The sequence below is a fragment of the Microbacterium sp. HM-570 genome, assembly GCF_054165885.1.
In genome coordinates this window covers 852,926-879,535 of sequence record NZ_CM135111.1, presented here as the reverse complement: position 1 = coordinate 879,535, position 26,610 = coordinate 852,926, and the positions used below count along the sequence as shown (strand labels likewise).

At 67.7% G+C, this 26,610-nt stretch carries 27 protein-coding genes; 14 read left to right on the top strand and 13 right to left on the bottom strand.

Translation table 11 applies throughout. The features are described from left to right. The first annotated feature begins 30 nt into the window (after positions 1 to 30). The 3 genes from ACT9TC_RS04120 (at position 31) to ACT9TC_RS04110 (ending at position 3,549) form a co-directional block, all read left to right on the top strand. Positions 31 to 816: an isoprenyl transferase gene (locus ACT9TC_RS04120; protein ID WP_458042159.1), complete on the top strand. Its 786-nt coding sequence runs from the start codon at positions 31 to 33 to the stop codon at positions 814 to 816. Positions 817 to 849: 33 nt separating this feature from the next. After that, positions 850 to 1,971: an aminotransferase class V-fold PLP-dependent enzyme gene (locus ACT9TC_RS04115; RefSeq protein ID WP_458042158.1), complete on the top strand. Its 1,122-nt coding sequence runs from the start codon at positions 850 to 852 to the stop codon at positions 1,969 to 1,971. A gap of 237 nt (positions 1,972 to 2,208) precedes the next feature. Beyond that, a complete protein-coding gene (locus ACT9TC_RS04110) occupies positions 2,209 to 3,549 on the top strand; it encodes a PhoH family protein (protein ID WP_458042857.1) in 1,341 nt (446 codons plus the stop codon). Between the two features lie 434 nt (positions 3,550 to 3,983). On the opposite strand, the gene ACT9TC_RS04105 is transcribed toward ACT9TC_RS04110, so the two are convergent. From ACT9TC_RS04105 to xseA, 8 genes are all read right to left on the bottom strand, one after another. Further along, the gene (locus ACT9TC_RS04105) at positions 3,984 to 5,246 is read right to left on the bottom strand and encodes a DUF222 domain-containing protein (protein WP_458042157.1); all 1,263 of its coding nucleotides are present in this window, start codon (positions 5,244 to 5,246) and stop codon (positions 3,984 to 3,986) included. Between the two features lie 242 nt (positions 5,247 to 5,488). Then, positions 5,489 to 6,145 carry a response regulator transcription factor gene (locus ACT9TC_RS04100; RefSeq protein WP_458042156.1) on the bottom strand — a complete coding sequence of 219 codons (657 nt, stop codon included), beginning with the start codon at positions 6,143 to 6,145 and terminating at the stop codon, positions 5,489 to 5,491. Then, the gene (locus ACT9TC_RS04095) at positions 6,142 to 7,650 is read right to left on the bottom strand and encodes a sensor histidine kinase (protein ID WP_458042155.1); all 1,509 of its coding nucleotides are present in this window, start codon (positions 7,648 to 7,650) and stop codon (positions 6,142 to 6,144) included. The genes ACT9TC_RS04100 and ACT9TC_RS04095 overlap by 4 nt, the downstream gene beginning before the upstream one ends. Before the next feature lie 52 nt (positions 7,651 to 7,702). Further along, positions 7,703 to 9,121 (bottom strand): class II fumarate hydratase, encoded by a 1,419-nt coding sequence (locus ACT9TC_RS04090; protein ID WP_458042154.1) that lies wholly within the window; start codon positions 9,119 to 9,121, stop codon positions 7,703 to 7,705. Positions 9,122 to 9,141: 20 nt separating this feature from the next. Further along, a complete protein-coding gene (locus ACT9TC_RS04085; protein WP_458042153.1) occupies positions 9,142 to 9,798 on the bottom strand; it encodes a carbonic anhydrase in 657 nt (218 codons plus the stop codon). Next, the gene (locus tag ACT9TC_RS04080; RefSeq protein ID WP_458042152.1) at positions 9,795 to 10,445 is read right to left on the bottom strand and encodes a DUF4245 family protein; all 651 of its coding nucleotides are present in this window, start codon (positions 10,443 to 10,445) and stop codon (positions 9,795 to 9,797) included. The genes ACT9TC_RS04085 and ACT9TC_RS04080 overlap by 4 nt, the downstream gene beginning before the upstream one ends. Continuing rightward, a complete protein-coding gene (locus tag ACT9TC_RS04075; protein WP_036294707.1) occupies positions 10,442 to 10,681 on the bottom strand; it encodes an exodeoxyribonuclease VII small subunit in 240 nt (79 codons plus the stop codon). Before ACT9TC_RS04075 ends, ACT9TC_RS04080 begins: the two co-directional genes overlap by 4 nt. A 22-nt stretch (positions 10,682 to 10,703) precedes the next feature. Further along, entirely contained in the window at positions 10,704 to 12,020 is a 1,317-nt protein-coding gene (xseA, locus tag ACT9TC_RS04070; RefSeq protein WP_458042151.1) for an exodeoxyribonuclease VII large subunit, read from the bottom strand. A 69-nt stretch (positions 12,021 to 12,089) separates the two neighbouring features. Here xseA and ACT9TC_RS04065 point away from each other — a divergent pair, with 69 nt between their 5' ends. The 3 genes from ACT9TC_RS04065 (at position 12,090) to ACT9TC_RS04055 (ending at position 14,501) form a co-directional block, all read left to right on the top strand. Continuing rightward, positions 12,090 to 13,133: a 4-hydroxy-3-methylbut-2-enyl diphosphate reductase gene (locus ACT9TC_RS04065; protein ID WP_458042856.1), complete on the top strand. Its 1,044-nt coding sequence runs from the start codon at positions 12,090 to 12,092 to the stop codon at positions 13,131 to 13,133. After that, positions 13,130 to 13,753 carry a DUF6264 family protein gene (locus ACT9TC_RS04060; RefSeq protein WP_458042150.1) on the top strand — a complete coding sequence of 208 codons (624 nt, stop codon included), beginning with the start codon at positions 13,130 to 13,132 and terminating at the stop codon, positions 13,751 to 13,753. Before ACT9TC_RS04065 ends, ACT9TC_RS04060 begins: the two co-directional genes overlap by 4 nt. 196 nt (positions 13,754 to 13,949) lie before the next feature. Beyond that, positions 13,950 to 14,501, top strand: a complete 552-nt coding sequence (locus ACT9TC_RS04055) for an MOSC domain-containing protein (protein WP_458042149.1) — start codon at positions 13,950 to 13,952, stop codon at positions 14,499 to 14,501. Between the two features lie 73 nt (positions 14,502 to 14,574). Here ACT9TC_RS04055 and fbaA read toward each other — a convergent pair whose 3' ends face one another. After that, complete coding sequence (fbaA, locus tag ACT9TC_RS04050; RefSeq protein ID WP_458042148.1) at positions 14,575 to 15,603, bottom strand: class II fructose-bisphosphate aldolase; 1,029 nt, start codon at positions 15,601 to 15,603, stop codon at positions 14,575 to 14,577. 248 nt (positions 15,604 to 15,851) lie between these two features. On the opposite strand from fbaA, the gene glpX reads away from it, so the two are divergent. Further along, a complete protein-coding gene (glpX, locus tag ACT9TC_RS04045) occupies positions 15,852 to 16,841 on the top strand; it encodes a class II fructose-bisphosphatase (protein WP_458042147.1) in 990 nt (329 codons plus the stop codon). 121 nt (positions 16,842 to 16,962) lie between these two features. After that, on the top strand, positions 16,963 to 17,253 hold the full coding sequence (locus ACT9TC_RS04040) for a hypothetical protein (protein ID WP_458042146.1): 291 nt from the start codon (positions 16,963 to 16,965) through the stop codon (positions 17,251 to 17,253). Here the strand turns inward: ACT9TC_RS04040 and ACT9TC_RS04035 are convergent. Both ACT9TC_RS04035 and ACT9TC_RS04030 read right to left on the bottom strand, forming a co-directional pair. Continuing rightward, positions 17,231 to 18,538 (bottom strand): DNA recombination protein RmuC, encoded by a 1,308-nt coding sequence (locus ACT9TC_RS04035; RefSeq protein ID WP_458042145.1) that lies wholly within the window; start codon positions 18,536 to 18,538, stop codon positions 17,231 to 17,233. The two genes, ACT9TC_RS04040 and ACT9TC_RS04035, sit on opposite strands and share 23 nt — an antisense overlap. Positions 18,539 to 18,681: 143 nt before the next feature. Beyond that, entirely contained in the window at positions 18,682 to 19,317 is a 636-nt protein-coding gene (locus ACT9TC_RS04030; protein WP_458042144.1) for a 3'-5' exonuclease, read from the bottom strand. Positions 19,318 to 19,693: 376 nt separating this feature from the next. On the opposite strand from ACT9TC_RS04030, the gene ACT9TC_RS04025 reads away from it, so the two are divergent. The 4 genes from ACT9TC_RS04025 to ACT9TC_RS04010 all read left to right on the top strand — a co-directional run bounded on the left by ACT9TC_RS04025 (position 19,694) and on the right by ACT9TC_RS04010 (position 22,518). Next, the gene (locus ACT9TC_RS04025; protein ID WP_458042143.1) at positions 19,694 to 20,446 is read left to right on the top strand and encodes a class I SAM-dependent methyltransferase; all 753 of its coding nucleotides are present in this window, start codon (positions 19,694 to 19,696) and stop codon (positions 20,444 to 20,446) included. A 51-nt stretch (positions 20,447 to 20,497) separates the two neighbouring features. Continuing rightward, positions 20,498 to 21,571: a redox-regulated ATPase YchF gene (ychF, locus tag ACT9TC_RS04020; protein WP_458042142.1), complete on the top strand. Its 1,074-nt coding sequence runs from the start codon at positions 20,498 to 20,500 to the stop codon at positions 21,569 to 21,571. Between the two features lie 379 nt (positions 21,572 to 21,950). Beyond that, positions 21,951 to 22,181, top strand: a complete 231-nt coding sequence (locus ACT9TC_RS04015) for a hypothetical protein (RefSeq protein WP_458042141.1) — start codon at positions 21,951 to 21,953, stop codon at positions 22,179 to 22,181. Then, positions 22,171 to 22,518 carry a type II toxin-antitoxin system PemK/MazF family toxin gene (locus ACT9TC_RS04010; protein WP_458042140.1) on the top strand — a complete coding sequence of 116 codons (348 nt, stop codon included), beginning with the start codon at positions 22,171 to 22,173 and terminating at the stop codon, positions 22,516 to 22,518. The genes ACT9TC_RS04015 and ACT9TC_RS04010 overlap by 11 nt, the downstream gene beginning before the upstream one ends. 38 nt (positions 22,519 to 22,556) lie before the next feature. Here the strand turns inward: ACT9TC_RS04010 and ACT9TC_RS04005 are convergent, their stop codons facing one another. Continuing rightward, entirely contained in the window at positions 22,557 to 22,973 is a 417-nt protein-coding gene (locus ACT9TC_RS04005) for a tetratricopeptide repeat protein (protein ID WP_458042139.1), read from the bottom strand. Positions 22,974 to 23,098: 125 nt separating this feature from the next. Between ACT9TC_RS04005 and ACT9TC_RS04000 the strand changes: the two genes are divergently transcribed. After that, on the top strand, positions 23,099 to 23,371 hold the full coding sequence (locus ACT9TC_RS04000; protein ID WP_458042138.1) for a PLD nuclease N-terminal domain-containing protein: 273 nt from the start codon (positions 23,099 to 23,101) through the stop codon (positions 23,369 to 23,371). A gap of 75 nt (positions 23,372 to 23,446) precedes the next feature. Then, positions 23,447 to 24,031 carry an alpha/beta fold hydrolase gene (locus ACT9TC_RS03995; protein WP_458042137.1) on the top strand — a complete coding sequence of 195 codons (585 nt, stop codon included), beginning with the start codon at positions 23,447 to 23,449 and terminating at the stop codon, positions 24,029 to 24,031. Between the two features lie 33 nt (positions 24,032 to 24,064). Here the strand turns inward: ACT9TC_RS03995 and uvrA are convergent, their stop codons facing one another. Beyond that, positions 24,065 to 26,512, bottom strand: a complete 2,448-nt coding sequence (gene uvrA, locus ACT9TC_RS03990; protein WP_458042136.1) for an excinuclease ABC subunit UvrA — start codon at positions 26,510 to 26,512, stop codon at positions 24,065 to 24,067. Positions 26,513 to 26,610: the final 98 nt, after the last annotated feature.

Here is a 26,610-nt window from a genome sequence, read left to right as displayed (position 1 = left end):
CGCCTCCAGCGTAAGCGTTACCGTAGGGGGGTGAGCACGGGCGGGTCGAACCAGGGGCGTGGGCCGCTGTACCGTCTCTACACGGGGCGTCTGCGCCGGAGCCTGCGTGACGACCCGGTGCCGCATCACGTGGCGATGATGATCGATGGAAACCGTCGGTGGGCCCGTCAACTGGGCTACGACTCGGCTGCCCACGGTCATCGCGCCGGCGCGGCGAAGATGCGCGAATTTCTGACCTGGTGCGACGACGTCGGGGTACGCGTGGTGTCGTTGTACCTGCTCTCGCACGACAACCTCGCCAAGCGTGAGTCGCGTGAACTCGCGGACCTGCTCGACATCATCGCCGAGCTGGCAGATGAGCTCTCGCGCGAGCGGGACTGGCGTGTGCAACACGTGGGGCGCTCCGAGAACCTGCCGCCGGGCCTGGCGCGTGTGCTGCACGAGGCGAGCGAACGCACGCGCGGCAACACGGGGATGCATGTCAACCTGGCGGTCGGTTACGGCGGACGCAGCGAGATCGTGGACGCCGTGCGGAGCATCATCGCCAAGCACGACGAGGGTGGGGGGTCGTTGGAGGAGCTGGCCGCCAGCCTCACGCCCGAGCAGATCGGTGAGCACCTGTACACCGGCGGACAGCCCGACCCGGACCTTGTGATCCGTACCTCGGGAGAGCAGCGCCTCAGCGACTTCCTGCTGTGGCAGAGCGCTCACAGCGAGTTCTATTTCGTCGAGGCGTTGGGGCCCGATCTGCGCGAGGTCGACTTCTTGCGTGCGATCCGCGACTACGCCCGGCGAGAGCGCCGATTCGGTAGCTGACCTGCGCCGCTTTCGGCGTGGCAGAATAGGTCGGTGGCAACCATCGAGGATTACGGGGCGTCGTTCGACCTCGAGCCCGGCTATCTGGACTGGGCGTCGTTCGGTCCGTTGTCGCCCGCGGTGCGTCAAGAGAACACCGCCGACCTGGAACTTCTCGCGACGGGTCGCCGATCGAGCATCGACAACGTCGTAGAGCACGCCGCATCCGCTCGTTCCCTGGTTGCCGAGTTGCTGGGTGGCAACGTAGACAACGTCACCCTGCAACCATCCACGACGCACGGGATCATGCAGGCGGTCTTCGGAGTCACCGGTGGGTTGGTGCTCTCTCGGGGCGAGTACCCGAGCCTCACCGTCGCCGCTACCCGCGCACACGAGGCTCTGCACGTCGTCGATCCGCAGTGGATCGATCCGCCGGCGGGCTATGTCACGCCCGAGGTCGTGCGCGACGCGATCACGTCCTCCACGGCCGCGGTCGCGGTGAGCCTCGTCGACTTCCGGACGGGGTACCGTGCGGATCTTGCCGGGATCCGCGATGTCATCGGCGATCGCCTGCTGATCGTCGACGCCGTGCAGGGTTTCGGAATGGTCGCCGCGGACTACCAAGCGGCCGACGTCGTATGCGGCAACGGCTACAAATGGCTGCGTGCCGGCCGCGGCACGGGTTTCGCCTGGTTCAGCGACCGTGCGCTCGCGGAGCTCACGCCCGTCTTTTCGGGAGCGACGGGAACGGATGTCGCACTCCCGATCGATGACGTGCCCCCCGTATCGTCCGGCGCGAACGCGTTCACTGTCAGCGTTCCCGACCACATCGCCGCCGCACGTCTCTCGGCATCGCTGCGCGAGGTGCTGGATACCGGCGTCGAGCACATCGAAGAGGCGCTCGCCTCCCGCACACGCGAGGTCCTCTTCCTCGCGGAGCGCTACGACATCCCGACCCTGACGCCTCGCGAAGCGGTGCACCGCGCAGGAATCGTCACGCTCGCACCGCCCACGCAGGATGTCGCGGCTCTCGCCGCCTCGCTCGCCAACCACGGCGTCACGTGCACGACGCGCAGCGGTGCCGTGCGCATCGCACCGCACGTCGGCACCGTCGCCGACAGCATGGTCATGCTCGGCGACGCGCTCGCCGACTTCGCGCACGCGCGCACCTGGTAGCCGCGCGGAATTAACGCAGGCGTAACCTCCGGCGGGGCGTGTCGATTCGCGGCTGAGAGAGTCGCGGTCGTACGTTCATCTCATCGGGCAAGTAGCCCGGTCGAGTCGGCCACCAGAGTGCGACTCGCTACCTCACGGTGGCCGATCTTGCGGATGCCGGGTACTCACCCGGGTCGGGAGCAGGTTGTGACCACAGGGGCAGCACGCCAGCAGGACACGCTTTCCAGCAGCGCGGCGATCACGCACGACACGAGCTACGAGGGTGCCGACTCGATCGGGTCGGATTCCGCTCTCCGCACGTATGTGATCGATACATCCGTCCTGCTCTCCGATCCACGGGCGTACTTCCGATTCGCCGAACACAATGTCGTGATTCCCGTCGTCGTCATCACCGAACTCGAGGGCAAGCGGCACGACCCCGAGATCGGATACTTCGCGCGTCAGGCTCTCCGTCACCTCGACGAACTCCGGATCGAGCACGGACGTCTGGACTTCCCGGTGCCGGTCGGAGCGGACGGCACGCTGCGTGTCGAACTCAACAACACCGACCCGAGCGTCCTGCCCTCGGGCATGCGACTCGCCGATAACGACAGCCGCATCCTCGCCATCGCGATGCATCTCGCGCAGGACGGCCAGCACGTCACGGTCGTTTCGAAGGATCTTCCCATGCGCGTCAAGGCGGCATCGCTCGGCATCCAGGCGGAGGAGTACCTCGCCGAGCAGGCCGTCGACTCGGGGTGGACTGGAATCGCCTCGATCGACCTGTCGGGCGATGAACTGAGCGACCTCTACGAGAGCGAGGTCGGTAGTCACGAGACCGTTACGGGTCTGCCGGTCAACACCGGCCTGATCATCCACTCGGAGCGAGGGTCGGCACTCGGGCGCATGACGGGACCGTCGGAGTTCCGCCTCGTCCGCGGGGACCGCGACGTGTTCGGGCTGCACGGACGCTCGGCCGAGCAGCGGATCGCGATCGACCTGCTCTTGGACCCGGAGGTGGGCATCGTCTCGCTCGGTGGCCGGGCCGGCACCGGCAAGTCGGCCTTGGCCCTGTGCGCGGGCCTCGAAGCGGTGCTGGAGCGACAGCAGCAGAAGAAGATCATCGTCTTCCGTCCGCTGTTCGCCGTCGGCGGGCAGGAGCTCGGCTACCTGCCCGGTGACCAGGCGGAGAAGATGAACCCCTGGGGTCAGGCGGTCTTCGACACCCTCGGTTCGGTGGTGTCGGGCAACGTCCTGGAAGAGGTCGTCGAGCGTGGGCTGCTCGAGGTCATGCCGCTCACGCACATCCGTGGACGCTCACTGCACGACGCGTTCGTGATCGTGGATGAGGCGCAGTCGCTGGAACGCAACGTGCTGCTGACGGTGCTCAGCCGCATGGGTCAGAACTCGCGGGTGGTGCTGACGCACGATGTCGGGCAGCGCGACAACCTTCGCGTCGGCCGCCACGATGGCGTCGCGTCGGTTATCGAGACGCTCAAGGGCCACGGGCTGTTCGGCCACGTCACGCTGTCGAGGTCGGAGCGCTCAGAGATCGCGGCTCTCGTGACAGACCTTCTCGAAGCGGGGGAACTGGCCTGACGAGACGGAGGTGGGGAAGGCGGATGTATTCAATGTCATGAGAGAACTCTCATCGCCTTCCCCGCCTCCTCTCATTCCCGCTTGTCATATTTGTGGAAGAGAAATCTGAATATGCCCGCGAGAGCGGGACGATGATCCGCCAAAAGATCCCCCCAGTTCGTGGCTGATCATCGAAATGCCAGCCATCCCATCCCGACGGGTGCGGCTGACGAACGAGGCGCACGTCCCCCAGATCACGCGCCTCAGCCCCCGGCGCATCCCCCCAAGCGCCGGGGGCTTCATCGTTTTCCGGCCGTGCTGGCCGGGCGGCTTTCTGGCCTGGTGGGCGTGCTGCATGCGGCGAGGGGTGGACGCGCGGATACGGGTTATCGGCGACGGATACAGATCAGCGTGACACCCTCGTTCGTGAAGAGCCGCAGGAGGTATCGCCTGCTTCATGTCTGTCGGACGACCCGGTCGCGTAGGCGGGTGGGGGAGCGGGTGACGGGGCGCCAGAGCATCCGGGCGTCGATCCAGGAGGGTGCGCGGACTTCGGGTACGCCGCGGTTCATGCGGATCGACCAGCCGTTTCGGTCGATGAATCTGTGGTGGTACCAACAGAGGAGTACTCCGTTGTCTGTGTGGGTCGCGCCGCCCTCGGCGTGGCCCGTGACGTGGTGGATTTCGCACCATCCGGCGGGGACGCCGCATCCGGGGATGATGCATCCGCCGTCGCGCAGCGCGATCGCGCGGCGCTGGTACCGGTTGAACACGCGCTCTTCCGTGCCGAGGCGCAGGATGCGGCCGTTGCCACCCAGAGTCACGCGCTGAATTGTTCCGGCGCACCCGACGTGTCGTGCACCGGCGAGCGCGTCGTGCTGCTTCTGCGGGCGGCGGCGGTCATCGAGGGGCGCGGGAGCATCCGACGCATCCGCTTCGACGAATCGCACGCCATCGCCCGTGACCTTCGGCGAGAGGGATGCGTCGAAGATGCGTTGCAGCTGCGCCGCGACCTCGGGCAACAGTCGACCCTGAATAGGCACGAGCCCATCGCGCGCGGGGCCGAGAGTGACCGCGCGCTTCAGCAACGCCTGGTGTTCGCGGGGTTCGGCGCCGTCTTGATCGAGCACGACCGCCCACACCCGGGCCTGCACCTTGAGCAGATCGGCGCAGAGCGGCGGTGCACCGTCGGGTCCCTCGCCGCGCGCTTCGGCGGCGAGCACCTGGTCGGCAATCAACAGCGCCTCACGCGAGACCCCGGACACCAATGATGAGAGGGGTTCGGCCACCGCGAGAACACCGTCGAGCCCGACCTCGCCATCCAAAAGGGCCTCGCGCATCGCGGGAAGAGCGGCGGGTTCGAGTTCACCCGAGAAGACCGAGCGTCCCTGCCGCGTGGCCCGTGCCGCGCGCTCGAAGCGACCGGCGGTCTGGGGGCCGAGGCGCGTCGTCCGCTGCACGAGTTCGCTCACGCTGCGGCATCCGAGTCGCGATGTCAGCCGCTCCTCCCGCACCACCGACTCAGATCGCGCCGTGACCTCGGACACCGACTCGATCATCAGCGAATCGGCACGACGCCCGAGGCGACCGAGAAGCTCCAGAACCAGCGCTTGATCATCGTCGGATGCCGCGGCCACGAGCCCCTCGCGGTGCACCGTATCGACGACCTCGCCGACGTGCGCGACCAGTTCGCGCAGGGTGTCGACGAGGCTTTCCATACCTTTATTCTGCCGAGGGCCACCGACATTCAGAGGGATGATTCGGCCCGGTCAGAGATGAAAAATGTCTTATCTTCGGGGGGTTGACCGGGGGTTCATTTCGTCTCGCCCGCGGCTCGCTCAACGACCGAGACGGGGTGTCGTTTCGACTCACCTACGGTTCGCTCAACGACCGAGGATCGCGAAAGACCGCCTGTGTCGCCGCGTCCCTTTGCTTGACGACGGGAATCCGGGCCGCGGACTTACTCCCAGCGGTAGCCGGCGCCGCGCACGGTCGCGATGTGCTCGGGGCCGAACTTGCTGCGCAAGTACCGCACGTACACGTCGACGACGTTGGAGCCCGGATCGAAGTCCAGCCCCCATACGCGGCTGAGGAGCTGCTCGCGGCTCAGGACCTGGCCCGGGTGCCGCAGGAACTGCTCGGCGAGGGCGAACTCGCGGGCGGACAGATCGAACTCTCGGCCACCGGCCCGAGCACGTCGTGTGAGTGGATCGAGGCTGATGTCGCCGTGGACGATGCCGATGGATCCGGTGTTGACGCTCTCGCGCAGACGGGAGCGGACCCGGGCGAGGAGTTCGTCGAACTTGAAGGGCTTGGCGACGTAGTCGTTCGCCCCGGCATCCAGACCCTGAACCGTATCGCGGGTGCTGCTGCGGGCCGTCAACATCACGACGGGCACGTTAGCCCCCTGGCCGCGCAGGTGACGAAGGACCTCGAACCCGTCCATGCCGGGGAGTCCGACATCGAGCAATACGAGGTCGACATCGCCACCGAGCGCGAATTCGAGCGCCGAATCACCGCTCTCGACGATCGTCGTCGTGTAGCCGGCGGCCTCGAGCCCGCGACTGACGAATGCGGAAATACGCGGTTCGTCCTCCGCGATCAGAATGTGCGTCACCCCGTTGCCTCCCTCTGCAACACCACGTCCCCGGCGCGTACGGGAGACGGCAGCAGCTCGCTGCGTCCCTGCGTGATCGGCAGAGTGATCGTGAAAGTCGCGCCGCCCCCATCGGTGTCAGTAACGGCGCACGTCCCCAGATGTGCCTTCGCGATCGCATCGACGATCGCGAGGCCCAACCCCGATCCCCCCACTGTACGGTGATCTGCGCGCGCGAAGCGATGAAAGATCCGGCGTCGTGCCGCTGGCGGGATGCCCGGACCATGATCCCGAACCCACAGATGCACCGTGTCGATATCGAGGGTGCTGCCGATTTCGATCGGGGAACCCTGCGGCGTGTACTTGGCGGCGTTGTCGGCGAGCTGGAGCCAGGCCTGCAGCAGGCGGTCGTAGTCGCCCTCGATGACGCCCCGCGCGATGCCCGCGACGCTCCAGCTGTGCCCCGGGAACCCGCCCACCAGGTCACCCATCCGCTCGGTCAGCTCGCGGACGTCGACCAGCGAGATCTCGAACTGATCGCCCTCGGCGGACGAGAGCAGGTCGATGTCCTCCACGAGACGTGTCATGCGATCGAGCTCGGCGATGCCGATGTCACGGGTGCTCGCGACATCCGCCGGGTTGGCGACATCCATCATCTCGAGGTGGCCGCGCACGATCGTGATCGGCGTCTTGAGCTCGTGCCGGACATCATCGAGCAGCTGGCGCTGGTTGTCCATCGACCCCTCGAGGCGGTCCAGCATCGAGTTCACCGTGCGACTGAGGTCCGAGATATCGTCGTTGCCGTCGGCGGGGATGCGCGCTCGCAGGTCGGTCGGCGTGATGGAATCGGCGGTCTCGCGCATGCGGCGGATGGGGGAGAGGATGCGTCCGGCGACGAACCATCCGACGATGCCGATCGCGGCGAGCGTTGCGAGTGCCGCGGCGGTGTACGTCAGGAGCGACAGCGTAACGGGCTCGAGTTCGCGCGTGACGTCGACGGCCCGGATGTAGACACCCACGCGGTCATCGCCCGGCACGGGCGTGGGCACGGCGATGTAGCGCAGGTCGGTCGAGTCGATCGTGGCGCTCGCGATGACCGCCTGGTCGGCCGGCCGCGCCTGTTCAACGGCCCCGGCCACGAACTCCGGATCGTCGGCGATCTGCTGACTCAGGGCGTTGGCGCTGCGGAATGCGATCCTGCCGTCGATGACGGCGATAGACGCTTCGTTCCGACCGGGGATGAGACGCGAAACCGCGGCCCGCAGGTACGACGAGAGATCCGTGAAGTCGTCGGGTGTGTCCTGCGTGGCGGCGGCCGCACCCCCCTCGACGACGACGCGGAGCTCGTCCACCTGGTTGAGCGCGTCGATCTGCGAGATGAGTCGTTCGTCGATGTCGGTGAGGGTGCGATCCCGCTGAGCAAGAAAGGTCACCCCGCCGACGATCGTGAGACCGAGCGCCGCGACGGCCAGAATGGCGCCGACGATCAGCGCCCTCGCCGGAATCGGCCGCCGCTCGCGTGTCATGCGCTCATTATCCGGTCCCGCTGCACTCCGGTGTGCACGGGTAAGGAAGCTCTCATCCGGGGTGGGTCATGGAGAGCAGGTCGAGCTTGTCATCCAGCTGCTCTTCCGTGATCTCGCCGCGCGATACGTAGCCGAGGTCGATGACCGCTTCGCGGACAGTAATGCCCTTCGCAACGGAGTGCTTGGCGATCTTCGCCGCGGCCTCGTATCCGATGAGCTTGTTGAGCGGCGTGACGATCGACGGCGACATTCCGGCGAACGCGGCGGCACGGTCGAGGTTCGCCTCGAGGCCGTCGATCGTCTTGTCCGCCAACACGCGCATCGTGTTCGCCAGAAGCCGGATCGATTCCAGCAGCGCCGTGCCCATGACGGGGATCGCGACGTTGAGCTCGAAAGCACCCGAGGCGCCCGCCCAGGCGATCGTCGCGTCGTTGCCGATGACCCGCGCGCACACCATGAGCGTTGCCTCGGGAATCACCGGGTTGACCTTGCCGGGCATGATGGAGGACCCGGGCTGCAGATCGGGGATGTGCAGCTCGCCGAGGCCCGTGTTGGGCCCCGATCCCATCCAGCGCAGGTCGTTGTTGATCTTCGTCAGCGACACCGCGATCGTGCGGAGCGCGCCGGATGCTTCGACCAGCGAGTCGCGGTTGGCCTGAGCCTCGAAGTGGTCGAGCGCCTCGGTGATCGGCAGCCCGGTCTCGGCGACGAGCAGCTCGAGGACCTTCTGCGAGAACCCGGCGGGGGTGTTGATACCCGTGCCGACGGCGGTGCCGCCGAGCGGAACCTCGGCGACGTGGGGGACGACGGCGTGCAGACGCTCGATGCCGAGACGGATCTGACGGGCGTAGCCGCCGAACTCCTGGCCGAGAGTGACCGGCGTGGCATCCATCAGGTGCGTGCGGCCCGACTTGACCGCGCCCTTCCAGAGTTCGGCCTTTGCCTCGAGCGCGACGGCGAGGTAGTCGAGCGCGGGGATCAGGTCGTGCAGGAGTTCTTGCGTGACCGCGACGTGCACCGACGTCGGGAAGACGTCGTTGGAGGACTGCGAGGCGTTCACGTGATCGTTGGGGTGCACGGGCGAGCCGAGCGAACGGGTGGCGAGCGTTGCAAGCACCTCGTTCATGTTCATGTTCGTCGACGTACCACTGCCCGTCTGGTACACATCGATCGGGAACTGATCGGCCGCGCCGCCGCCGATGACCTCATCCGCCGCGCCCGCGATGGCGTCCGCGATCGCACCGTCGAGCGTGCCGAGGTGCTTGTTGGCGAGAGCCGCGGCCTTCTTGATGCGCGCCAGCGCGATCAGCTGAGCGGGGTCGAGGCTGTCGCCCGAGATCGGGAAGTTCTCCACCGCTCGCTGCGTCTGGGCGCCATAGAGCGCGGACGCGGGAACCCGCACCTCGCCCATGGTGTCGTGCTCGATGCGGTACTCGGTGCCAGCTTCGGTGCCGGCTGCGGTATCAGTCACGTCTTCGTTTCCTCCGGGTCTCAGGCGTCCGCGTCCATCGCGGCGCCCAGTAGGACGTCGGGCACAGCCGTGCCCTCGGCAAGTCGGTAGTTGGCCCCCACGATCGCCAGGCGACCCTCCGCAACAGCCTCGCTGATCAGCTCGGACGTCCGCAGCAGCTCGCTGACCGTCGCGCGCAGGTGTTCGCGGCCGACGGCCTCGGTGTCGATCGTCGCGGGGGTCACGCCCTGGGCAGCACCGGCGGCAAGAACGCGGCGTGCGGCCGGAACGATCGGGGCGATCTGGCGCCATACCTGCGCGGGCAGTGCCGGGGCATCGATGCCCGTGCTGTCGATCGCGGCGCGCACGGCACCGCACTCGTCGTGAGCGAGAACGACGATCAGGGGCACCTCGAGCACCGCGACAGCGTACTCCAGGCTCCCGACGACGGAGTCCGAGATGACCTGGCCCGCGTTTCGCACGACGAAAAGGTCACCGAGACCCTTGTCGAAGATGATCTCGGCAGCGAGGCGCGAGTCCGAGCATCCGAAGAGAGCGGCGCGCGGGCGCTGAGCGGCGGCCGTCTGGTGTCGTCGTTCGACATCCTGGCGCGGATGTCGGGGCTCACCGGCCACGAAGCGCGCGTTACCGCGCAGCATCTCGGCCCAGGCGCGTGCGGGCGTCGGGTTATCGCTCATCGACTGGCTCCCTGGAGTTGTTCGACATCTGAGGCCACGATCGTCGCCAGTTCGGCGGCCTGTTCGGGGCTCACCGCACCGTACAGGAGCACGTAATCGGAGCCCGCTTGCGTTCCGAGTGCGTACGAGATGTTCGCGGCGCGACTCGGGTCGGCCGGTTCGAAGACGTCCCACTCGATGCCGGCGATCTGTACCGAGTCGGTCGGGGAGGATCCGGCAAGGGCGCTGCGTGCCCACACTTCGTCCGTGTCGAAAGCTTGCGCGAACCGGATGAAACCCTCATCGTCGGGCACGTAGGCGATCGACCAGGACGATGACCCCCCGTCGGATGACACTTCGGCGACATTGACGCGCCAGTCGGACGGAACGGCGGGTACGATGACGCTCCGGCCCAGGCTTTCCGTCGCCTGCTCGGCAATCGGAGCCGGGTCGATGCTCTCGCGCTCGGGCAGTTCGCCGCGCGGGACGCCGAAGATGACGATGAAGACGACGACGACCGTGACGATGATCGCCGCGATCAGGTTGCGAAACGTCTGGCTCGACCGGTAGACCCGCGACGACTCCGCCTTGCGCGCCGCGGTCTCGTCGGGCGTTTCGGGCCGACCGAGCTCGGCGACCACACGCTGCGGATTGCGCTCCGACGTCATCCCGCGTCACCGCCGGCTGCGGGCGCATCGGTCGAAGCGGATGCGGCGTCTAGACGCTGTTTCGCGCCGAGGAGCCAGTCCTCGCACCGGCGGGCGAGCGCTTCGCCGCGCTCCCAGAGCCGCAGCGATTCTTCGAGCGTTGCAGAGCCTTGTTCGAGGCGGGCGACGACCTGTTGCAGCTCGTCCCGTGCCTGCTCGAAGGAGAGCGCGCTGATATCGGCTCCCTGCTCGGTCATACGTCCATCCTACGGCGCGCGATCACGCCTCTACCTCGCCGAGAGAGGTGGCGGCGAACCGCCCCCGGGCGACGGTCACGCGGGCATCGGCGCCCTGAGGCGCACTCGCCGCGTCTCGGACGATCTCACCGGCGACCTCGACGATCGCGTATCCCCGATCGAGGGTGTGTTGCGGGCTCAGCGCACGGAGCCCGGCGCGCAGCTCTGCGACGTCCGTCGTGCCGCGGGCGAGCGCCCTGGTCGTCGTCGCGCGCCCCCGCGCGAGGTGCTGCTCGATCGAGGACGCCCGATCCTGAAGCATCCGTTCGGGCTGCCTGAGGACCGGTCGTGAGCGCAGCTGCTCGAGGTGCACGCTCTCGTGCTGCAACTTCTGGGCGACGCGAGCGGCCAGGCGACCGCGGACCTGGCGGACGATGGCGAGCTGCTCGGCGACGTCGGGGACGATCCGTTTCGCTGCGTCGGTCGGGGTGGATGCTCGCAGGTCCGCCACCTCGTCGAGCAGCGGCCGATCGGCGTCGTGCCCGATCGCGCTCACCACCGGGGTGCGCGCTTCAGCCACCGCGCGCAGGAGGCGCTCGTCGCTGAAACCGAGGAGGTCCTGGAAATCGCCGCCGCCACGCGCGATCACGATCACGTCGACGGCCGGGTCGTCGTCGAGTTTGCGCAGCGCCGCGAGGACGGACGGGACGCACTGATCGCCCTGTACGGTCGCGTGCTCGACGCGGAAGTTCACGTGCGGCCAGCGCAGCTCGGCGTTGCGAAGTACGTCCTTCTCGGCATCCGAATTCTTGGCCGTGATGAGTCCGACGAGATGGGGGAGGAAGGGCAGGCGACGTTTGCGGTCGGGGTCGAACAGCCCCTCGGCGCGCAGCTTCGACCGCAGGCGCTCGAGGTTCTCGAGGAGGTCACCGAGGCCGACGTGCCGGGCGGACGAGACGTTGTACGACAGATCGCCCGACTTGAGGCGGTACTCGGGTTTGGCGCAGACGATGATGTGGTCGCCCGGCTTGATGTCCTTCGGCAGTCGATCGCGCACGCGCGACCAGATCGTGAGCGAGATGACCGCATCGCCCTCGAGATCGCGTAGGCGGGCGAAGGTGCCGACGTTACGGACGTTCCACTCGGTGACCTCGCCCTCGATCCAGGGCGAACCGAGCTTGGCGACATAGTCGCGCACGACCGTGCCGAGAGCCGAGACGGAGCACGGATGATCCGGGCTCGAGTCGCGCGGGTGCACCGTTCCGCCGGGCGGAGCGAACGCTGGGCCTGCGGAGGCCGGGGCTTTTCCGCCGACCTGATTCGAAGCGGTTCCGCTGAGCGGCGTCGAAGCGTCCGTCATCTGGCTCCTCCCGGCCGGGGCGCAGGTAGGCCCCCGTAGAATCGAGGAGTGAGCACCCCCGTCGTCCGCATGCCCCTGCCCCGAGTACCGGGACGCGCAGGGCGTCTTCAGGATATCCCGGTCAACGGACACAAGAGGGTGCTGCTGGCTGCACCCCGTGGATACTGCGCGGGTGTGGATAGAGCCGTCATCGCCGTCGAGAAGGCTCTCGACCGCTTCGGGGCGCCGGTTTACGTGCGTAAACAGATCGTCCACAACGTTCACGTCGTCACCGAGCTGGAGGCGGCCGGAGCGATCTTCGTCGATGAGGTCGACGAGGTTCCGCCCGGCGCGCACATCGTTTTCAGTGCGCACGGTGTTTCGCCCGCGGTCGTGTCGGCGGCCGCTGACCGGGGTCTGCAGGCGATCGACGCGACGTGCCCGCTCGTCACCAAGGTGCACCGCGAGGCCGTGCGCTTCGCCCGTGACGACTTCGAGATTCTGCTGATCGGTCACGAGGGCCACGAAGAGGTCGAGGGGACGGCGGGCGAGGCACCCGAGCACGTGACCCTCGTCGGTTCACCCGACGAGGCCGACACGATCGAGGTGCGCGATCCCTCAAAGGTCGTGTGGCTCTCGCAGACCACTCTGTCGGTCGACGAGACGATGGAGACCGTCCGCCGCCTGCGCACGCGCTTCCCGCAATTGCAGGATCCGCCCTCGGACGACATCTGCTATGCCACCCAGAACCGTCAGGTCGCGATCAAGAAGGTCGCAAAGGGCGCGGATCTCGTCATCGTGGTCGGTTCGGCCAACTCTTCCAACAGCGTCCGCCTCGTCGAGGTTGCCCTCGAGTACGGCGCGAAGACCGCGTATCGCGTCGATTACGCCGACGAGATGCGTCAGGAGTGGTTCGACGGTGTTGAGACCGTCGGCGTCACGAGCGGCGCATCCGTTCCCGAAGTCCTCGTCGATCAGGTGCTCGCTGACCTGGCGACCGCCGGCTACCGCGATGTCGAGCAGGTGAAGACGGCCGAAGAAGACCTGATCTTCTCGCTCCCGAAGGAGCTCCGACACGATTCGTCGGGGCAGCGCGACGAGCGCGCACTCGGCGGCCGGGGGACCACCGCGTGACGGGTGCGGCGCCCGACCGTCCGACACGTCCCGAGTACGGCGAGTACGCCACGCCCGAAGAGCAGCGGGCTCGTATCCAGCAACCGGATGCCACCCATGCGCTGTCGTCCGGGCAGTCGCTGGACACTCCCACGGCGCCTGTTCCGCCCGCTCCGCCGTACGGTTCGGCATCGACGACACCTCCGGCGCTGCAGCCGGGGGCTCCCGCTCCCGTGGCGCCGGACGCATCGGGTCCCTCTCGTCCCGTTCGACGTCCGCGTACGGTCGATCGCATCATCACGTTCGCTCTGCTCGGCTACGGACTCTTCAACGTCCTCACATCCATCCCGGCTTTCACCGAGTACTCCACCTACGCCAACACATTGCTCGACGTCATGAGTGTCGACGCAGAATTCAGTGGCGGGGGTCGCGGATGGGGCCTCGCCGCCGCCTTCGTGCTGGGGCTCGGGTGGCTCCTGACCGCCACACTGACGTGGTTGAACCTCCGCCGCGGGCGCCTGTCGTGGTGGATCCCGCTCGTCGGTGGAGTCGTATTCACCCTCACCGCCAGCGTGCTGCTCATGGTGCCGCTGTTCAGCGACCCGGCAATCTGGAACGCGCTGGTCTCTTCGGTCGGCTGACCCCGCTCGTCACGCCACCTCGGCGACTCCATGTCCCACTTTCTGGTGTGTGTGTCCCACTCTCCCTTGCTAAGCGGGCGGCAAACAGCCGAAAATTGGGACATCTACTGGAGGGGTGTCCCAATTTGCCTCGGTTTGAGGCCGACGCAGCGCTGAAGTGGGTCCTGCGGTGGATTGGGTTGCCTACGATGGGCGGATGCCTCGTGTGCTCGCCGTCTGCGTCGTCCATCAGCTGCGTCCCGAAGCCGGCACCGCGGGCGTGACCGCCATCGACAAGCGCCCCGTCGCGCGTGGCGCGAAGGTCGGCCCCTACGGCATCCGCGGCGACGTGCAGGCCAACCGCAAACACCACGGCGGACTCGACAAGGCCGTCTATGCATATGCCCAAGAGGACGCCCTGTACTGGGAGCGCGAGCTCGACCGCGAGCTGCCGCCCGGCTGGTTCGGCGAAAACCTGCGGGTCGAGGGTCTCGACGTCAACACCGCGCGCATCGGCGAGCGGTGGCGTATCGGTGACGCACTCGTGCTCGAAGTGACGATGCCTCGCACGCCATGCCAGACCTTCGCCCGCTGGCTCGGCGGGCCTGACGAACGAGGATGGGTCAAGCGCTTTTCCGCGGAACGCCGCCTCGGCCCCTACCTCCGTGTCGTGCGGTCCGGCGCCGTGCGGCCGGGCGATGAGATCGAGGTCATTGCAGCGCCGGAGGGCGCGCCGGGACTGCTCGACGGGTACCGCGCGCCGGCGTAGGACGACGGATGCCCCGGGCTCGGTCCTCGTGAGGAGTCGGGCCCGGGGCATCCGGTCGTTGAGATGCGGGGTATCAGCCCTGTGACTTGCCGGCGGATCCGAGCTGCTGCGTTGCCTCGACGACACGCGCGGCCATGGCCGACTCGGCGACCTTGCCCCAGGCGCGGGGGTCGTAGGCCTTCTTGTTTCCGACCTCGCCGTCGACCTTCAGGACGCCGTCGTAGTTGCTGAACATGAAGCCCGCGACCGAGCGCGTGAACGCGTACTGGGTGTCGGTGTCGATGTTCATCTTGATCACGCCGTTCGAGACCGCCAGGGCGATCTCTTCGGACGTCGAGCCCGAGCCGCCGTGGAAGACGAGGTCGAGGGGCTTCGCTCCGGTGCCGAACTTCGCCGCGATGCCGGCCTGGATCTCACCGAGCAGCTCAGGGCGGAGCTTGACGTTGCCGGGCTTGTAGACGCCGTGCACGTTACCGAAGGTGAGGGCGGCGATGTAGCGGCCGTTCTCGCCGAGACCGAGAGACTCGACAGCCTTGGTCACGTCGGCGACCGTCGTGTACAGCGCGTCGTTGGACCCTTCGTGCTTCACGCCATCCTCTTCGCCGCCGACGACACCGATCTCGACCTCGAGGATCGCGTTGATGTTCTTCATGCGGGGGAGGAGCTCTGCGGCGATCTCGATGTTCTCGTCGAGGGGCACGGCCGATCCATCCCACATGTGGGACTGGAAGATCGGGTTGCGTCCGGCCTTGACCTCTTCTTCCGACGCCTCGATCAGCGGAAGAACGAAGCCGGGAAGGGCTTCCTTCGGGCAGTGGTCGGTGTGCAGGGCGACCGTGATCGGGTAGCTCTTGGCGACCTCGTGAACGAACCGGGCGAATGCGAGCGCACCCGTGGCGCGGGCCTTGACGGTCTGGCCGGCGAAGTAATCGGCACCGCCCGTGGTGACCTGGAGGATGCCGTCCGAGCCCGCCTCGGTCAGGCCCTGCAGAACGGAGTTGATCGTCTGCGAACTCGAGACATTGATGGCGGGATAGGCGAAGCCTCCAGCCTTGGCTCGATCCAGCATGTCGGCGTACTGCTCGGGGGTGGCGACGGGCATCGAGGTGCTCCTTAGGAATCGGGAGGGTGCGGCTCTCACAGATCGGGAGGGTGCGTTATCACTCTAGCGAAGCCCGCCTCTCTGTCCCGGAGATGGCGCCACGGATCGGGCCGCGTATTGGGTCTGGGCCGGTGCTATCGGCGTGCTCGGCCCCGGGGTTTGCGTGACTGTAAAGAAGGGCGATTCCTTCGCGGTTCGGGCCGTCGAAAGCCCGACGTATTCTGCGATGCCGGCGTTAGGCTGGCGGCATGGTCAGCATCACCGGCGACATGAGCCCCCTTCATCCCGATCGAAATCTCGCCCTCGAACTCGTTCGCGCGACGGAGGCGGCATCGATTCGAGCGGTGCCGTTCATCGGCCGCGGAGACAAACTCGCCGCGGACGCCGCTGCCGTTGACGCAATGCGGGCCTTCTTCACGACGGTGAACTTCGATGGCGTCATCGTGATCGGCGAGGGCGAGAAGGACGAAGCGCCCATGCTGTTCAACGGCGAGAAGGTCGGCAACGGCCGAGGTCCCCAGTGCGACGTCGCGGTCGACCCGATCGACGGCACCTCGCTCACCGCCGCCGGTCGTCAGAACGCGCTCTCGGTCATCGCCGTCTCGGACCGCGGCACGATGCTCGACGCGTCGTCGGTGTTCTATATGGACAAGCTGGTGACGGGGCCCGCGGGCGTGGGTGTGGTCGACATCCGTCTTCCGGTCGGTGAGAACATCCGTCTGCTCTCGAAGGCGCTCGGGAAGCCGATCGACGAGATGGTGGTGTCGGTGCTGAACCGGCCGCGCCACGAACAGCTCATCGCCGACATCCGTGAGGCCGGGGCCGGAACGCGCCTGATGTCCGACGGTGATGTTGCCGGCGGGATCAATGCGGCGCGACACAACGCCCGCACCGACATGTGCGTCGGGGTCGGCGGCAGCCCGGAGGGCATCGTCACGGCCTGTGCCATCAAGGCACTCGGCGGACACATCCAGGGTCGGTTGTGGCCCCGCGATGACCTCGAAAAGCAGAAGGGCGCGGATGCCGGACTGAAGACGGACGGCTACGTCTATGAGGCCGACGAGCTCGTGACCGGAGACAACACGATCTTCGTCGCAACGGGCGTGACCGACGGTCAGTTGGTGGCGGGTGTGCGGCGCGAGGGCGACTTCATCTACAGCGAGAGCGTCGTGTTGCGCGGCCGTTCGGGCACGCTTCGCCGCATCACGTCGGAGCACCTCACGTCGAAGTGGTTGTAACGCAGACCGCTCCGGTGGGCCGCGGCTCTGGGCCCTTTTCGGATCGGTCTGGCAGGATGGGGTGTGCCAGTCAGCGTTGACGGTGGTCCATCCATCCACAGCACACACGGGACGGTTTTGCATGACTGCACAGGGTTTCACGGCAGTTCAGGGCTCCCCAGCGGCGCCCAATTCGAAGGCGGTTCCCGCCTCAGCGTCGGGTCCAGCATCGTCGAGCGTTGCTCACCCGCAGACCGGCGCCCAGGCCGTCGTCGCTGATGCGATCGACCCCGCCCGTCGCCAGGACGTGTTGCTGCGCGTGCGTCGCGAAGAGGGACACGAGGTCAGCGCCTGGTGGCTTGTCGGCGCATTCGTCGTCGTTTCGGGCACGGTTGTCGCCCTCATGAGCCTCATTCCCGGCGGGGGCTCGTAAGCCGATCACGCAGCTCGCCGAGGTCGGCGAGCGCGACCGGTGCGGCGGTGTTCGTGGGTTCGCCGTCGTCTTCGGCCTGATCGGCAAGATCGGCGCTTTCGGAGTCGCCGTCTTCGTCAGAGTCGATCAGCTCCGCTGAGGTCAAGGATCGAGGGGTTGTCGTGATCGAGGTGGCCTCGGGTAGCAGCCGGGTGTCGTCGATACCCGGGAACTGGCGCGCGGTCGCCAGGACCCGCGTCTCGAGCGAACCCGCGAACCGGTTGTAGCTCTCGACCGTGCGTTCGATCGCGCGGCGCAGCGAGTCGGCATGCCCGGCGAGGGCGCCGAGCCGCTGATACAGGGTCGACCCGAGCTCGAACAGCCGCTTGGCCTCGGCCGAGACATCCTGCTGCGTCCATGAGAAAGCGACCGTCTTGAGCACGGCCCACAGGTTGACCGGGGACGCGAGCGCGACCCGTCGCGAGAAGGCGTAGTCGAGCAGGGTCGGGTCTTCGTCGAGCGCGGTCGCGAGCAGCGACTCGTTCGGAATGAAACAGATCACGAACTCGGGGCTCGACTCGACACCCGTCCAATACGCCTTTTTTGCCAGTGCGTCCACGTGTGCGCGAACCGCTCGCACATGCCGCTGCAGCAGGGACTGGCGACGCTCGGCCTGCTCGCCCGTCGCGGTAACGGGAATGGCGGATGCCTCGAGGTACGCATCGAGCGGAACCTTCGCGTCGACGGGCACCGAAGCGCCGCCGGGCAGCCGGATGACCATGTCGGGTCGGCCGGTTCCGGCATCCGTCGTCACGGAGGTCTGGATCGTGAAGTCGACGTGACGCGTGAGCCCCGCGGCCTCGACCACGCGGCGGAGCGCCGTCTCGCCCCAGACACCCCGCGTGCCGTTCGAGCGCAAGGCGCCGGCGAGTGATTCGGTGGTGCGCCGTAACTGCTCGTCGGACTCCACCGATTGCCGCAGCTGCGCGGCGATCGCACCGTACTGGGCCCCACGCTCGCGTTCGAGGTCGACGACCTGCCGCTGCATCCGATCGAGCGACTCCTGCACGGGCGCGAGAGCGCGCAGCACCGCCTGGTCGCGCCGCTCACGCTCGGCACGCTCTGCATCGGCGCCTCGCTGAAGCTGGAGCTGCTCGCGCAGCCCGGCGACGAGGGACTCGGCTCCCGTCGTGCGGGCGCGGAGTGCAGCCATGTCGGTCTGTGCCCGAGCACCGCGCGCGAGCCAGCCGATGAAAGCGCCGACGACGAGCGTCGCGAGCAGGAGAGGAAGGATCAGAATGTCCATGCGCTCATGGTGGCAGGGGGGTGCGACATCGCACGGAGCGCCGCGCGCCCCGGGCTCGAGGGACGAGCAAAGGAGTCGGGCGGTGGTCTCAGGCAGGGGCCTCATGCGGCGGCCTCTGGCGACGGCGGCCTCGGGCGCGGGCCTCAGGCGACGGCGGCCTCGAGCGCGATCGGGGCGAAGGTCGGGCCGGCCGAAACGGGCGCCGGTGCCGACGGCACGAGCCGGCCCACCTTGATGCCCGCGAGTTCGGCCAGGTGCGAGACATCCGTCGCTCCGTGCCGCCGCGCGGTGTCGATGACGATGTGTGCGCACGCTTCGGCGTCCGCCGTGGCGTTGTGGTGTGCGAACTCCGGGAAGCCGGCTTCGGCTGCGGCGATCGGCAGTCGGTACGAGTCGAGCACGTACGACTTGCGCGCGAGTTGCAGCGTGCAGAGGTAGCGGTACGGAGGGCAATCGTCGCCCGTGGCGGCGCACGCGCGGCGGAGGACGTTCATGTCGAACCCGGCGTTGTGGGCGACGAGCACGTCGGCGCCGGCGAATGCGCAGAGCGCGTCGAGTTGGTGCGTCCACTCGGCAGAGCCCGCGACATCCTCGACCCGGATGCCGTGGATGCGCGTGTTGAACGGGTTGAACTCGTCGTATCCCGTGGGTGGGCGGATCAACCACCCGGCTTTCGCGACGACGCGGCCGGCGCGAACCCGGACCAGACCGACGGCGCACGCGGACGCGGGACTGGAATTGGCCGTCTCGAAGTCGATGGCGGTGAAATCCAGGGGCACGTCCCCACCCTCGCGTGGCTGGTGCCGGCGTGAGCGGAGGCGCGCCGGGTTCGGCGAGGAGGCCCGGCGTGTCGCGCTGCCGGGCCACCACCCGAACATCGCGGAGGTGCGACGGGGCTGGTGAGTGCTCGTGGGGCGCGCTGAGGGGCTCGGGGCTCGGTTCCTCCTCCGAGATGTTCGCCCGAGTCGTGCCTGCCGCGCCGTGCTGCCGGTGGGTTTCGGGGTCTTGGCGCAAATCTGAAAGGAATCTCGGGCGCGGAAGGCCCCCTGAGCGCCGATATGGCTGCCACGGCAGGCGATATTCCTTTCCGATTTACGGGCCGTGGCGACGACCCGGCGCGGGCCGAGCTGCAGACGCCCGACGTAGGCTCGGCGCATGAGCGATCGCGAGCAGATGTCCACGTCGTTCGGTCGCGCAGCCGCTACATACGAGGCCGGTCGCCCCGAGTACCCGGCTGCGGCGGTGCAATGGATGCTCGCACCCGTCGCTACCCGCACCCCGCTGCGGGTCGCCGACGTCGGTGCCGGCACCGGCAAGCTCACACGCGCCGTGCTCGCGCTCGCGGCTGACGTGGTCGCCGTCGATCCCGACGCCGCGATGCTCGACCAGCTACGCGCCGGGCTTCCCGACGTGCGGACCGTCGAGGGACAGGCGGAACGGATGCCTCTGCCCGACGCATCCGTCGACGCCGTCGTTCTCGGCCAGGCGTGGCACTGGGTCGATCCCGAAGCAGGGTCGCGCGAGATCGGACGGGTCCTCGCGCCCGGCGGCGTGCTCGGCCTCGTGTGGAACATCCGCGACGAGAACGTGCCGTGGGTCGCGCGCCTGACCGAGATCATGCACGGCAGCAACGCCGAGCAGCTCATCGCAGACGGGGGCCCGCGTGTGGCCGAGCCGTTCGAGACCCTCGAGCGCCGTGAATGGACCTGGACGCGGCGGATGTCGCCCGAGGCCGCGATCGACATGGTCCGGTCGCGGAGCTATGTCATCACGGTCGAGCCCGCCGAGCGCGCGCGCATCGAGCGCGAGGTGGCCGAGCATGTCGCGCAGCATCCATCGCCCGAGGCCGACGGCTCGATCGACATGCCGTACGTGACGCACGCATTCCGGACCGTCCTGCGCGGCTGAGCGCATGAGCTCGGAGGAATCGCCCGGCCCGCCGCCGTAGACTCGATGCCCGTGGCTCTCACTATCGGCATCGTCGGCCTGCCCAACGTCGGCAAGTCCACCCTCTTCAACGCACTGACCCAGAACGACGTGCTCGCGGCGAACTATCCGTTCGCGACGATCGAGCCGAACGTCGGGGTCGTGAGCCTGCCGGATAAGCGCCTGACGAAGCTCGCCGAGATCTTCGGCAGCGAGCGCATCCTGCCCGCCACGGTCTCGTTCGTCGACATCGCGGGCATCGTCCGCGGCGCCAGCGAGGGGGAGGGGCTCGGCAACCAGTTCCTCGCGAACATTCGTGAAGCGGATGCGATCGCCCAGGTCGTCCGCGGATTCACCGACGACGACGTCGTGCACGTCGAGGGCGCGGTCAACCCGAAGAACGATCTCGAGACCATCAACGCCGAGCTCATGCTGGCCGACCTGCAGACCCTCGAGAAGGCGATCCCGCGCCTCGAGAAAGAGGTCAAGGGCAAGAAGGCCGACCCCGCCGTGCTCGAAGCGGCGGTCGCGGCTAAGGATGCGCTCGAGCGCGGAGTCCTGCTGTCGCACGCGGGTCTCGACCTCGCCGCTATCAAAGAGCTCGGGCTGATGACCTCGAAGCCGTATATCTACGTCTTCAACGTCGACGAAGCCGTGCTGACGGATGCTGCACGCCTCGCCGAGCTGGAAGCCCTGGTCGCGCCGGCCCGGGCCGTTTTCCTCGACGCGAAGATCGAGTCCGAATTGATCGGCCTCGACCCCGAGGACGCTGCGGAGCTGCTGGCCTCGACGGGTCAGGAAGAGTCCGGCATCGCCCAGCTCGCCCGCATCGGCTTCGACACGCTCGGCCTGCAGACGTACCTGACGGCGGGCCCGAAGGAGTCGCGCGCGTGGACGATCGGCAAGGGCTGGAAGGCCCCGCAGGCGGCGGGTGTGATCCACACGGACTTCGAGAAGGGCTTCATCAAGGCCGAGGTCATTTCGTTCGACGACCTGGTCGAGACCGGTTCGGTGCTGGAGGCCCGCGCGAAGGGCAAGGCGCGGCTCGAGGGCAAGGATTACGTCATGCAGGATGGCGATGTCGTGGAGTTCCGCTTCAACAACTGAGTGGACGCAATGGGGCGATCACGTTTTGACGGTACGTCGCTCACTATCGCGGAGATGCTTCGTGAGTGGGACCTTCTCGGGGTCGATGTCGACTCGGACAACAGGCCGGAGGATGACGAAGAATGCGACGACCTCGTCGACCCGCTGAGGGGCTGGTTGGAGGAGGGGGCTGACGCTCTGACTGTGAGTGCAAACCTGTGCGCTTTCGTCGAGCAGGATTATGGTCTGAGTCCGCAGCCGCCTCTGTCTGCTCTCGACTTCACCCAGCCGCTCCGCGAGTGGTGGATGTCTCGCGCGATCGTCAGACGGTCGAGTTCCACCACGATCAGGCACCCTCAATCGGTACCACTGTGCGAATACCGATTGGTATACTCGGTGCATGAGTATGACGACGATCAAGGTGTCCACCGAGCTCAGAGATCGCATCAACCGTGACGCCAAAGAGCGCGGGCTTCCAGCTGCTGGGCTGATCGAGAGCTTGCTTGATGCCTATGAGCGTCGCCGCCGCATGGAGTCGTTCGGGCGAGCGTTTCGCGGTGCTGATGCCGGGTACTGGGATGAATTCGCGTCGTGGGATCTCGCCGTAGGCGCGCTGCACGATGATGTCTGAGCTTCGCCGAGGCATGGTGGTCTGGGCAGAACTCGACCCGGTCCGTGGACGTGAGCAGTCCGGCCGCAGGCCCGTGCTGGTGATTGCGAGCGACCTCTACCTGGAGCAGGCGGATACCCTCGCCATCATCGTTCCGTGCACGACGCGTGACCGTGGCTGGCCGAACCACGTGATGCTCACCGGGCAGAACCTCAACTTGCCCGGCGCGACCTATGCCATGACCGAGCAGCCCCGCACTGTCGCACGAGAACGGTTGTTCGACATTGCGGGAATGATCGATGTCGCGGTGATGCGCGAAGTCGATGAGTGGTTGCGCGATTTCATCGCCGTGCCGTGATGCCCCCAAGCACGGCGAGGACGTCGTGGAATGCCGCCCTATGGGGCACTCGGGTCGGCTGGAGTCGCTGGCTCGGTTAGCGCGGCGGCATAGTTGCGCATCGAGCGCTGATATTGCGGCATCGCGTCGATTTGCGCCTCGACGGCCACCCGGAGCGGTTCGTCTTTGCGGCCTGCGCTATGAAGCGCCAGAGCCAACACGACACGAGGTGCCGAGCCCGTCGATTCGTGGGTGGGGGCGGCGCTCAAGACGGCGATGGCTTCGTCGAGTCGGCCGAAATTGCGCAGGGTCGATCCGTACTGCACCGCGAGTTCGAAAGCGCCCCGGCCGTCGCCCGCCGGGCACGCGTCAGCCAACTCCTGCATGGCCGCGACAGCCTCATCGCGGCTGAGGGAGTCGGACTCTTCCCACACGTCTGCGACGGACGCTTCCCACTCGTCGATGTCTGCTGGCATGGTGTCCGGTTTGTCAGGCGGCGCGCATACCGCGATCCGCAGGTAAGTCAAGCCCCAGTGCGACGGCGACCCGCGGACTACGGTGGGACCTACCCCCACGAACCGCGCCATCGAAGGAGATCGACATGGCCAAAATCGACACGGCCAAGACCAAAGAAGTCCTCTCCCAAGGCGTCAAGGTACTCGCTGAGGTCAAGGCGGTTTCGGCGGGAGCCAAGGTGGGGATGGCCGTTGCGGGCGTCCTTCAGGTGGTGTTCGCGTTCCTGGCGTTCTGGGATCTTGCCCGGCGGGACGCGGACGAGGTGCTCGGCCCCAAGCCGGTCTGGATCCCGGTGATCCTGGTCAACTGGATCGGCCCCGCCGCGTACTACCTTTTCGGCATCCGTCACCAACGCTGACGCGGACACACGACGGGCGGTTCGTCGTCGCGCTCGGCGATACCCTGGGTAGCTGGAAACAGAGGAGCCACGACGATGACCCAGACCCAGATCTTCGAACCCGACGGCCGCGCGATTCCCTTCGCCGTAGAGGGAGACGGGCCGGCACTCGCGCTGATCGCCGATCGCGGGGCGGACATCGACGCGCTGGGTTCGCTGGCCCACTCGGTGGCGCAGGAAGACTTCCGCGTCGTCCGGATCGGCCTGCGCGACTCCGCCGAGAAGACGGATGCCATGGGCGGGGCGGCGCGTGACCTCGCCCAGGACGTGGTCGACGTGATGGACCACCTCGGCATCGAGGACGCCTGGGTCGGCGGTCACGCGTTCGGCGGGTCGGTCGCGCGTCGCGTCTCGCTCGATCACCACGCTCGGGTCAATGGCGTGCTGCTGCTCGGCGTCGAGGCGGCGGATGTGGCCCCGCCGCTCGCCGACGGACTGCCGGTGCTCGTCGTGCAGGGCACCGAGGATGACGTGACCCCTCCGGCGAACGGCGAGGCGCTGCAGGCATCCGCCCCGGGTCTCGTGAGTGTCGTCCCGATCGAGGGCGGTGGACATCTGTTCCCCGCCACCCACGTGGGCGCGACGTCCTGGGCCATCGAGGATTACCTCGACTGGGACTGAAGCGCTCCTCCGGATCGGGCCCGGCCAGGCCGGTCAGACCCGGCGAATTCGGGCCATCCACTCCGCCAGGTGTGAGGCCGTTGCGCCGTCGCCCCGTGCGATCTCGCTGGGCGTGCCGGTTGCAACGACGGTGCCGCCCGCGTCTCCGCCGCCCGGCCCCATGTCGATGACCCAATCGCTGGACGTGATCGCTGACTGATCGTGCTCGACCAGCACGACGGAGTTGCCCGCGTCGACGAGTTGCTGAAGTTGCCCGAGCAAGAGTTCGACGTCGGCCGGGTGCAGGCCCGAGGTCGGTTCGTCGAGCAGGTACAGCGCGTGACCGCGGTGCGCGCGCTGCAACTCGGTCGCCAGCTTGATACGCTGCGCCTCGCCGCCGCTCAGCTCGGTCGCGGGCTGACCGAGGCGCAGATAGCCGAGGCCGACCTGGCGCAGCATCTCGAGGCTGCGCGCGGCGGGAGCTGAGTCCGAGAAGAACTCCCCGGCATCCGCGACCGTCATCCCGAGAACATCCGCAATCGACCTGTCGCGATACGTGACCTCGAGTGTCTCGGCGTTGTAGCGCGCGCCGTGACACGTGTGGCAGGGAGCATATGTCCCGGGTAGGAACATCAGCTCGACCGAGACGAAGCCCTCGCCCTGGCAGGTCTCGCATCGGCCGCCCGCGACGTTGAACGAGAACCGCCCCGCGTTGTAGCCGCGCGATCGGGCCTCGTCGGTCGCCGCGAAGAGCTTGCGCACGACGTCGAACATGCCGGTGTAGGTCGCGAGGTTCGATCGGGGCGTGCGGCCGATGGGTCGCTGGTCGACGACGACCAAGCGGTCGAAGGTGTCGACACCCGTCGCATCCTCGACCTCGATGTCGAAGATCGCGTCGTCTGACTCGTCGGGTTCGCCCCCGAGATGATCGCGGACCACCTGCGCGAGCACCCGCGTGACGAGTGTGGACTTGCCCGACCCGGACACTCCCGTGACCGCCGTCATCACGCCGAGGGGGATGTCCGCGTTCACCTCGCGCAGGTTGTGCAGCGACACACCGCGCAGGTGCAGCCATCCCCTCGGTGAGCGGGCCGCGCGATCTTCGCGCGCCGACGAATCGAACAGGTAGCGACCGGTGACGGACGCGTCGACCTCACGGAGACCCTCGACCGGACCGGAGTAGACCACGTGTCCGCCGCCCTCCCCGGCAGCGGGCCCGATGTCGACCACCCAGTCGGCGCGACGGATGACGTCGAGGTCGTGTTCGACGACGAACAGCGAGTTTCCCGAGTCCTTGAGCCGCTCCAAGACGCGCAGGAGAGGCTGCGCGTCGGCGGGATGCAGACCCGCGGAGGGCTCGTCGAGCACGTACACGACGCCGAAGAGTCCCGAGCGCAGTTGCGTCGCGATGCGCAGGCGCTGTGCCTCGCCGGGCGAGAGCGTTGTGGAGTTGCGGCCGAGGCTCAGGTAACCGAGGCCGAGATCGAGGAGAACCTCGACCCGCGAGATGACATCGGTCGCAATCCGCTCGGCCGCCTCCCCGTCTCCAGCGGCGACCGCCGCGTCCGCGCCCGCTCGGAGCTGTGTCGCGAGCTGAGCCAGAGGAACGGCGTTCATCTCACCGATGGACAGTCCGTTGAACGTCACGGCTCGCGCGTCCTGACGCAAGCCGCTGCCCTCACATTCCGGGCACGGCATACTGCGAACGAAGCGCATGGCCTTCTCGCGCATCCGCTCGCTCTGCGATTGCCCCAGCACGTGCATGACGTGCGCCCGTGCGCTCCAGAACTTGCCGTAGTAGCCGTGATCGACGCGGCCCTCTTCGGGCTCGATGAAGACGGACGGCTGTTCGTCGGTGTACAGCAACCAGTCGCGATCTTTGCGGGGGAGCTTTCGCCACGGCTTCTGGATGTCGATGTCGAGTCCGCGCACGATGCTGCGCAGGTTCGCGCCCTGCCAGGCGCCGGGCCACGCGGCGATCGCGCCCTCGCGAATGCTCAGGGTGTCGTTGGGAACCAGAAGTTCTTCCGTGACGTCGTGCACCGTGCCCAGGCCGTGGCAGCGCGGGCACGCGCCCGACGCGGTGTTGGGCGAGAAGGCCTCGGCGGAGAGGTGCGACGCTCCGGCGGGATACGTGCCGGCGCGTGAATAGAGCATGCGGAGCAGGTTCGACAGCGTGGTGATCGTGCCGACGGTGGAGCGGGAGCTCGGCGCGCCCCGGCGCTGCTGCAGGGCGACGGCGGGCGGGAGCCCGGTGATCTCGTCCACGTCCGGGGCGCCGACCTGGTTGAGCAACCGACGGGCGTACGGCGCGACGGACTCGAAGTAGCGTCGCTGAGCCTCGGCGTAGAGCGTGCCGAACGCCAGCGACGACTTTCCCGACCCCGAGACGCCGGTGAAGACGACCATGCCGTCGCGGGGGATGTCGATCTCGACATCCTTCAGATTGTGCTCGCGGGCGCCGCGAACGCGCACCCAGCCGTCCAGATCGTCCCGTGTCATGTCATCGACGGTACGCGGGTGTACTCGACCGCGTTGGGGGTTGCGTCTTGGACGCAAACGGGCATCGCGGGCGGGGAATATCACGACCGGATGCCTCG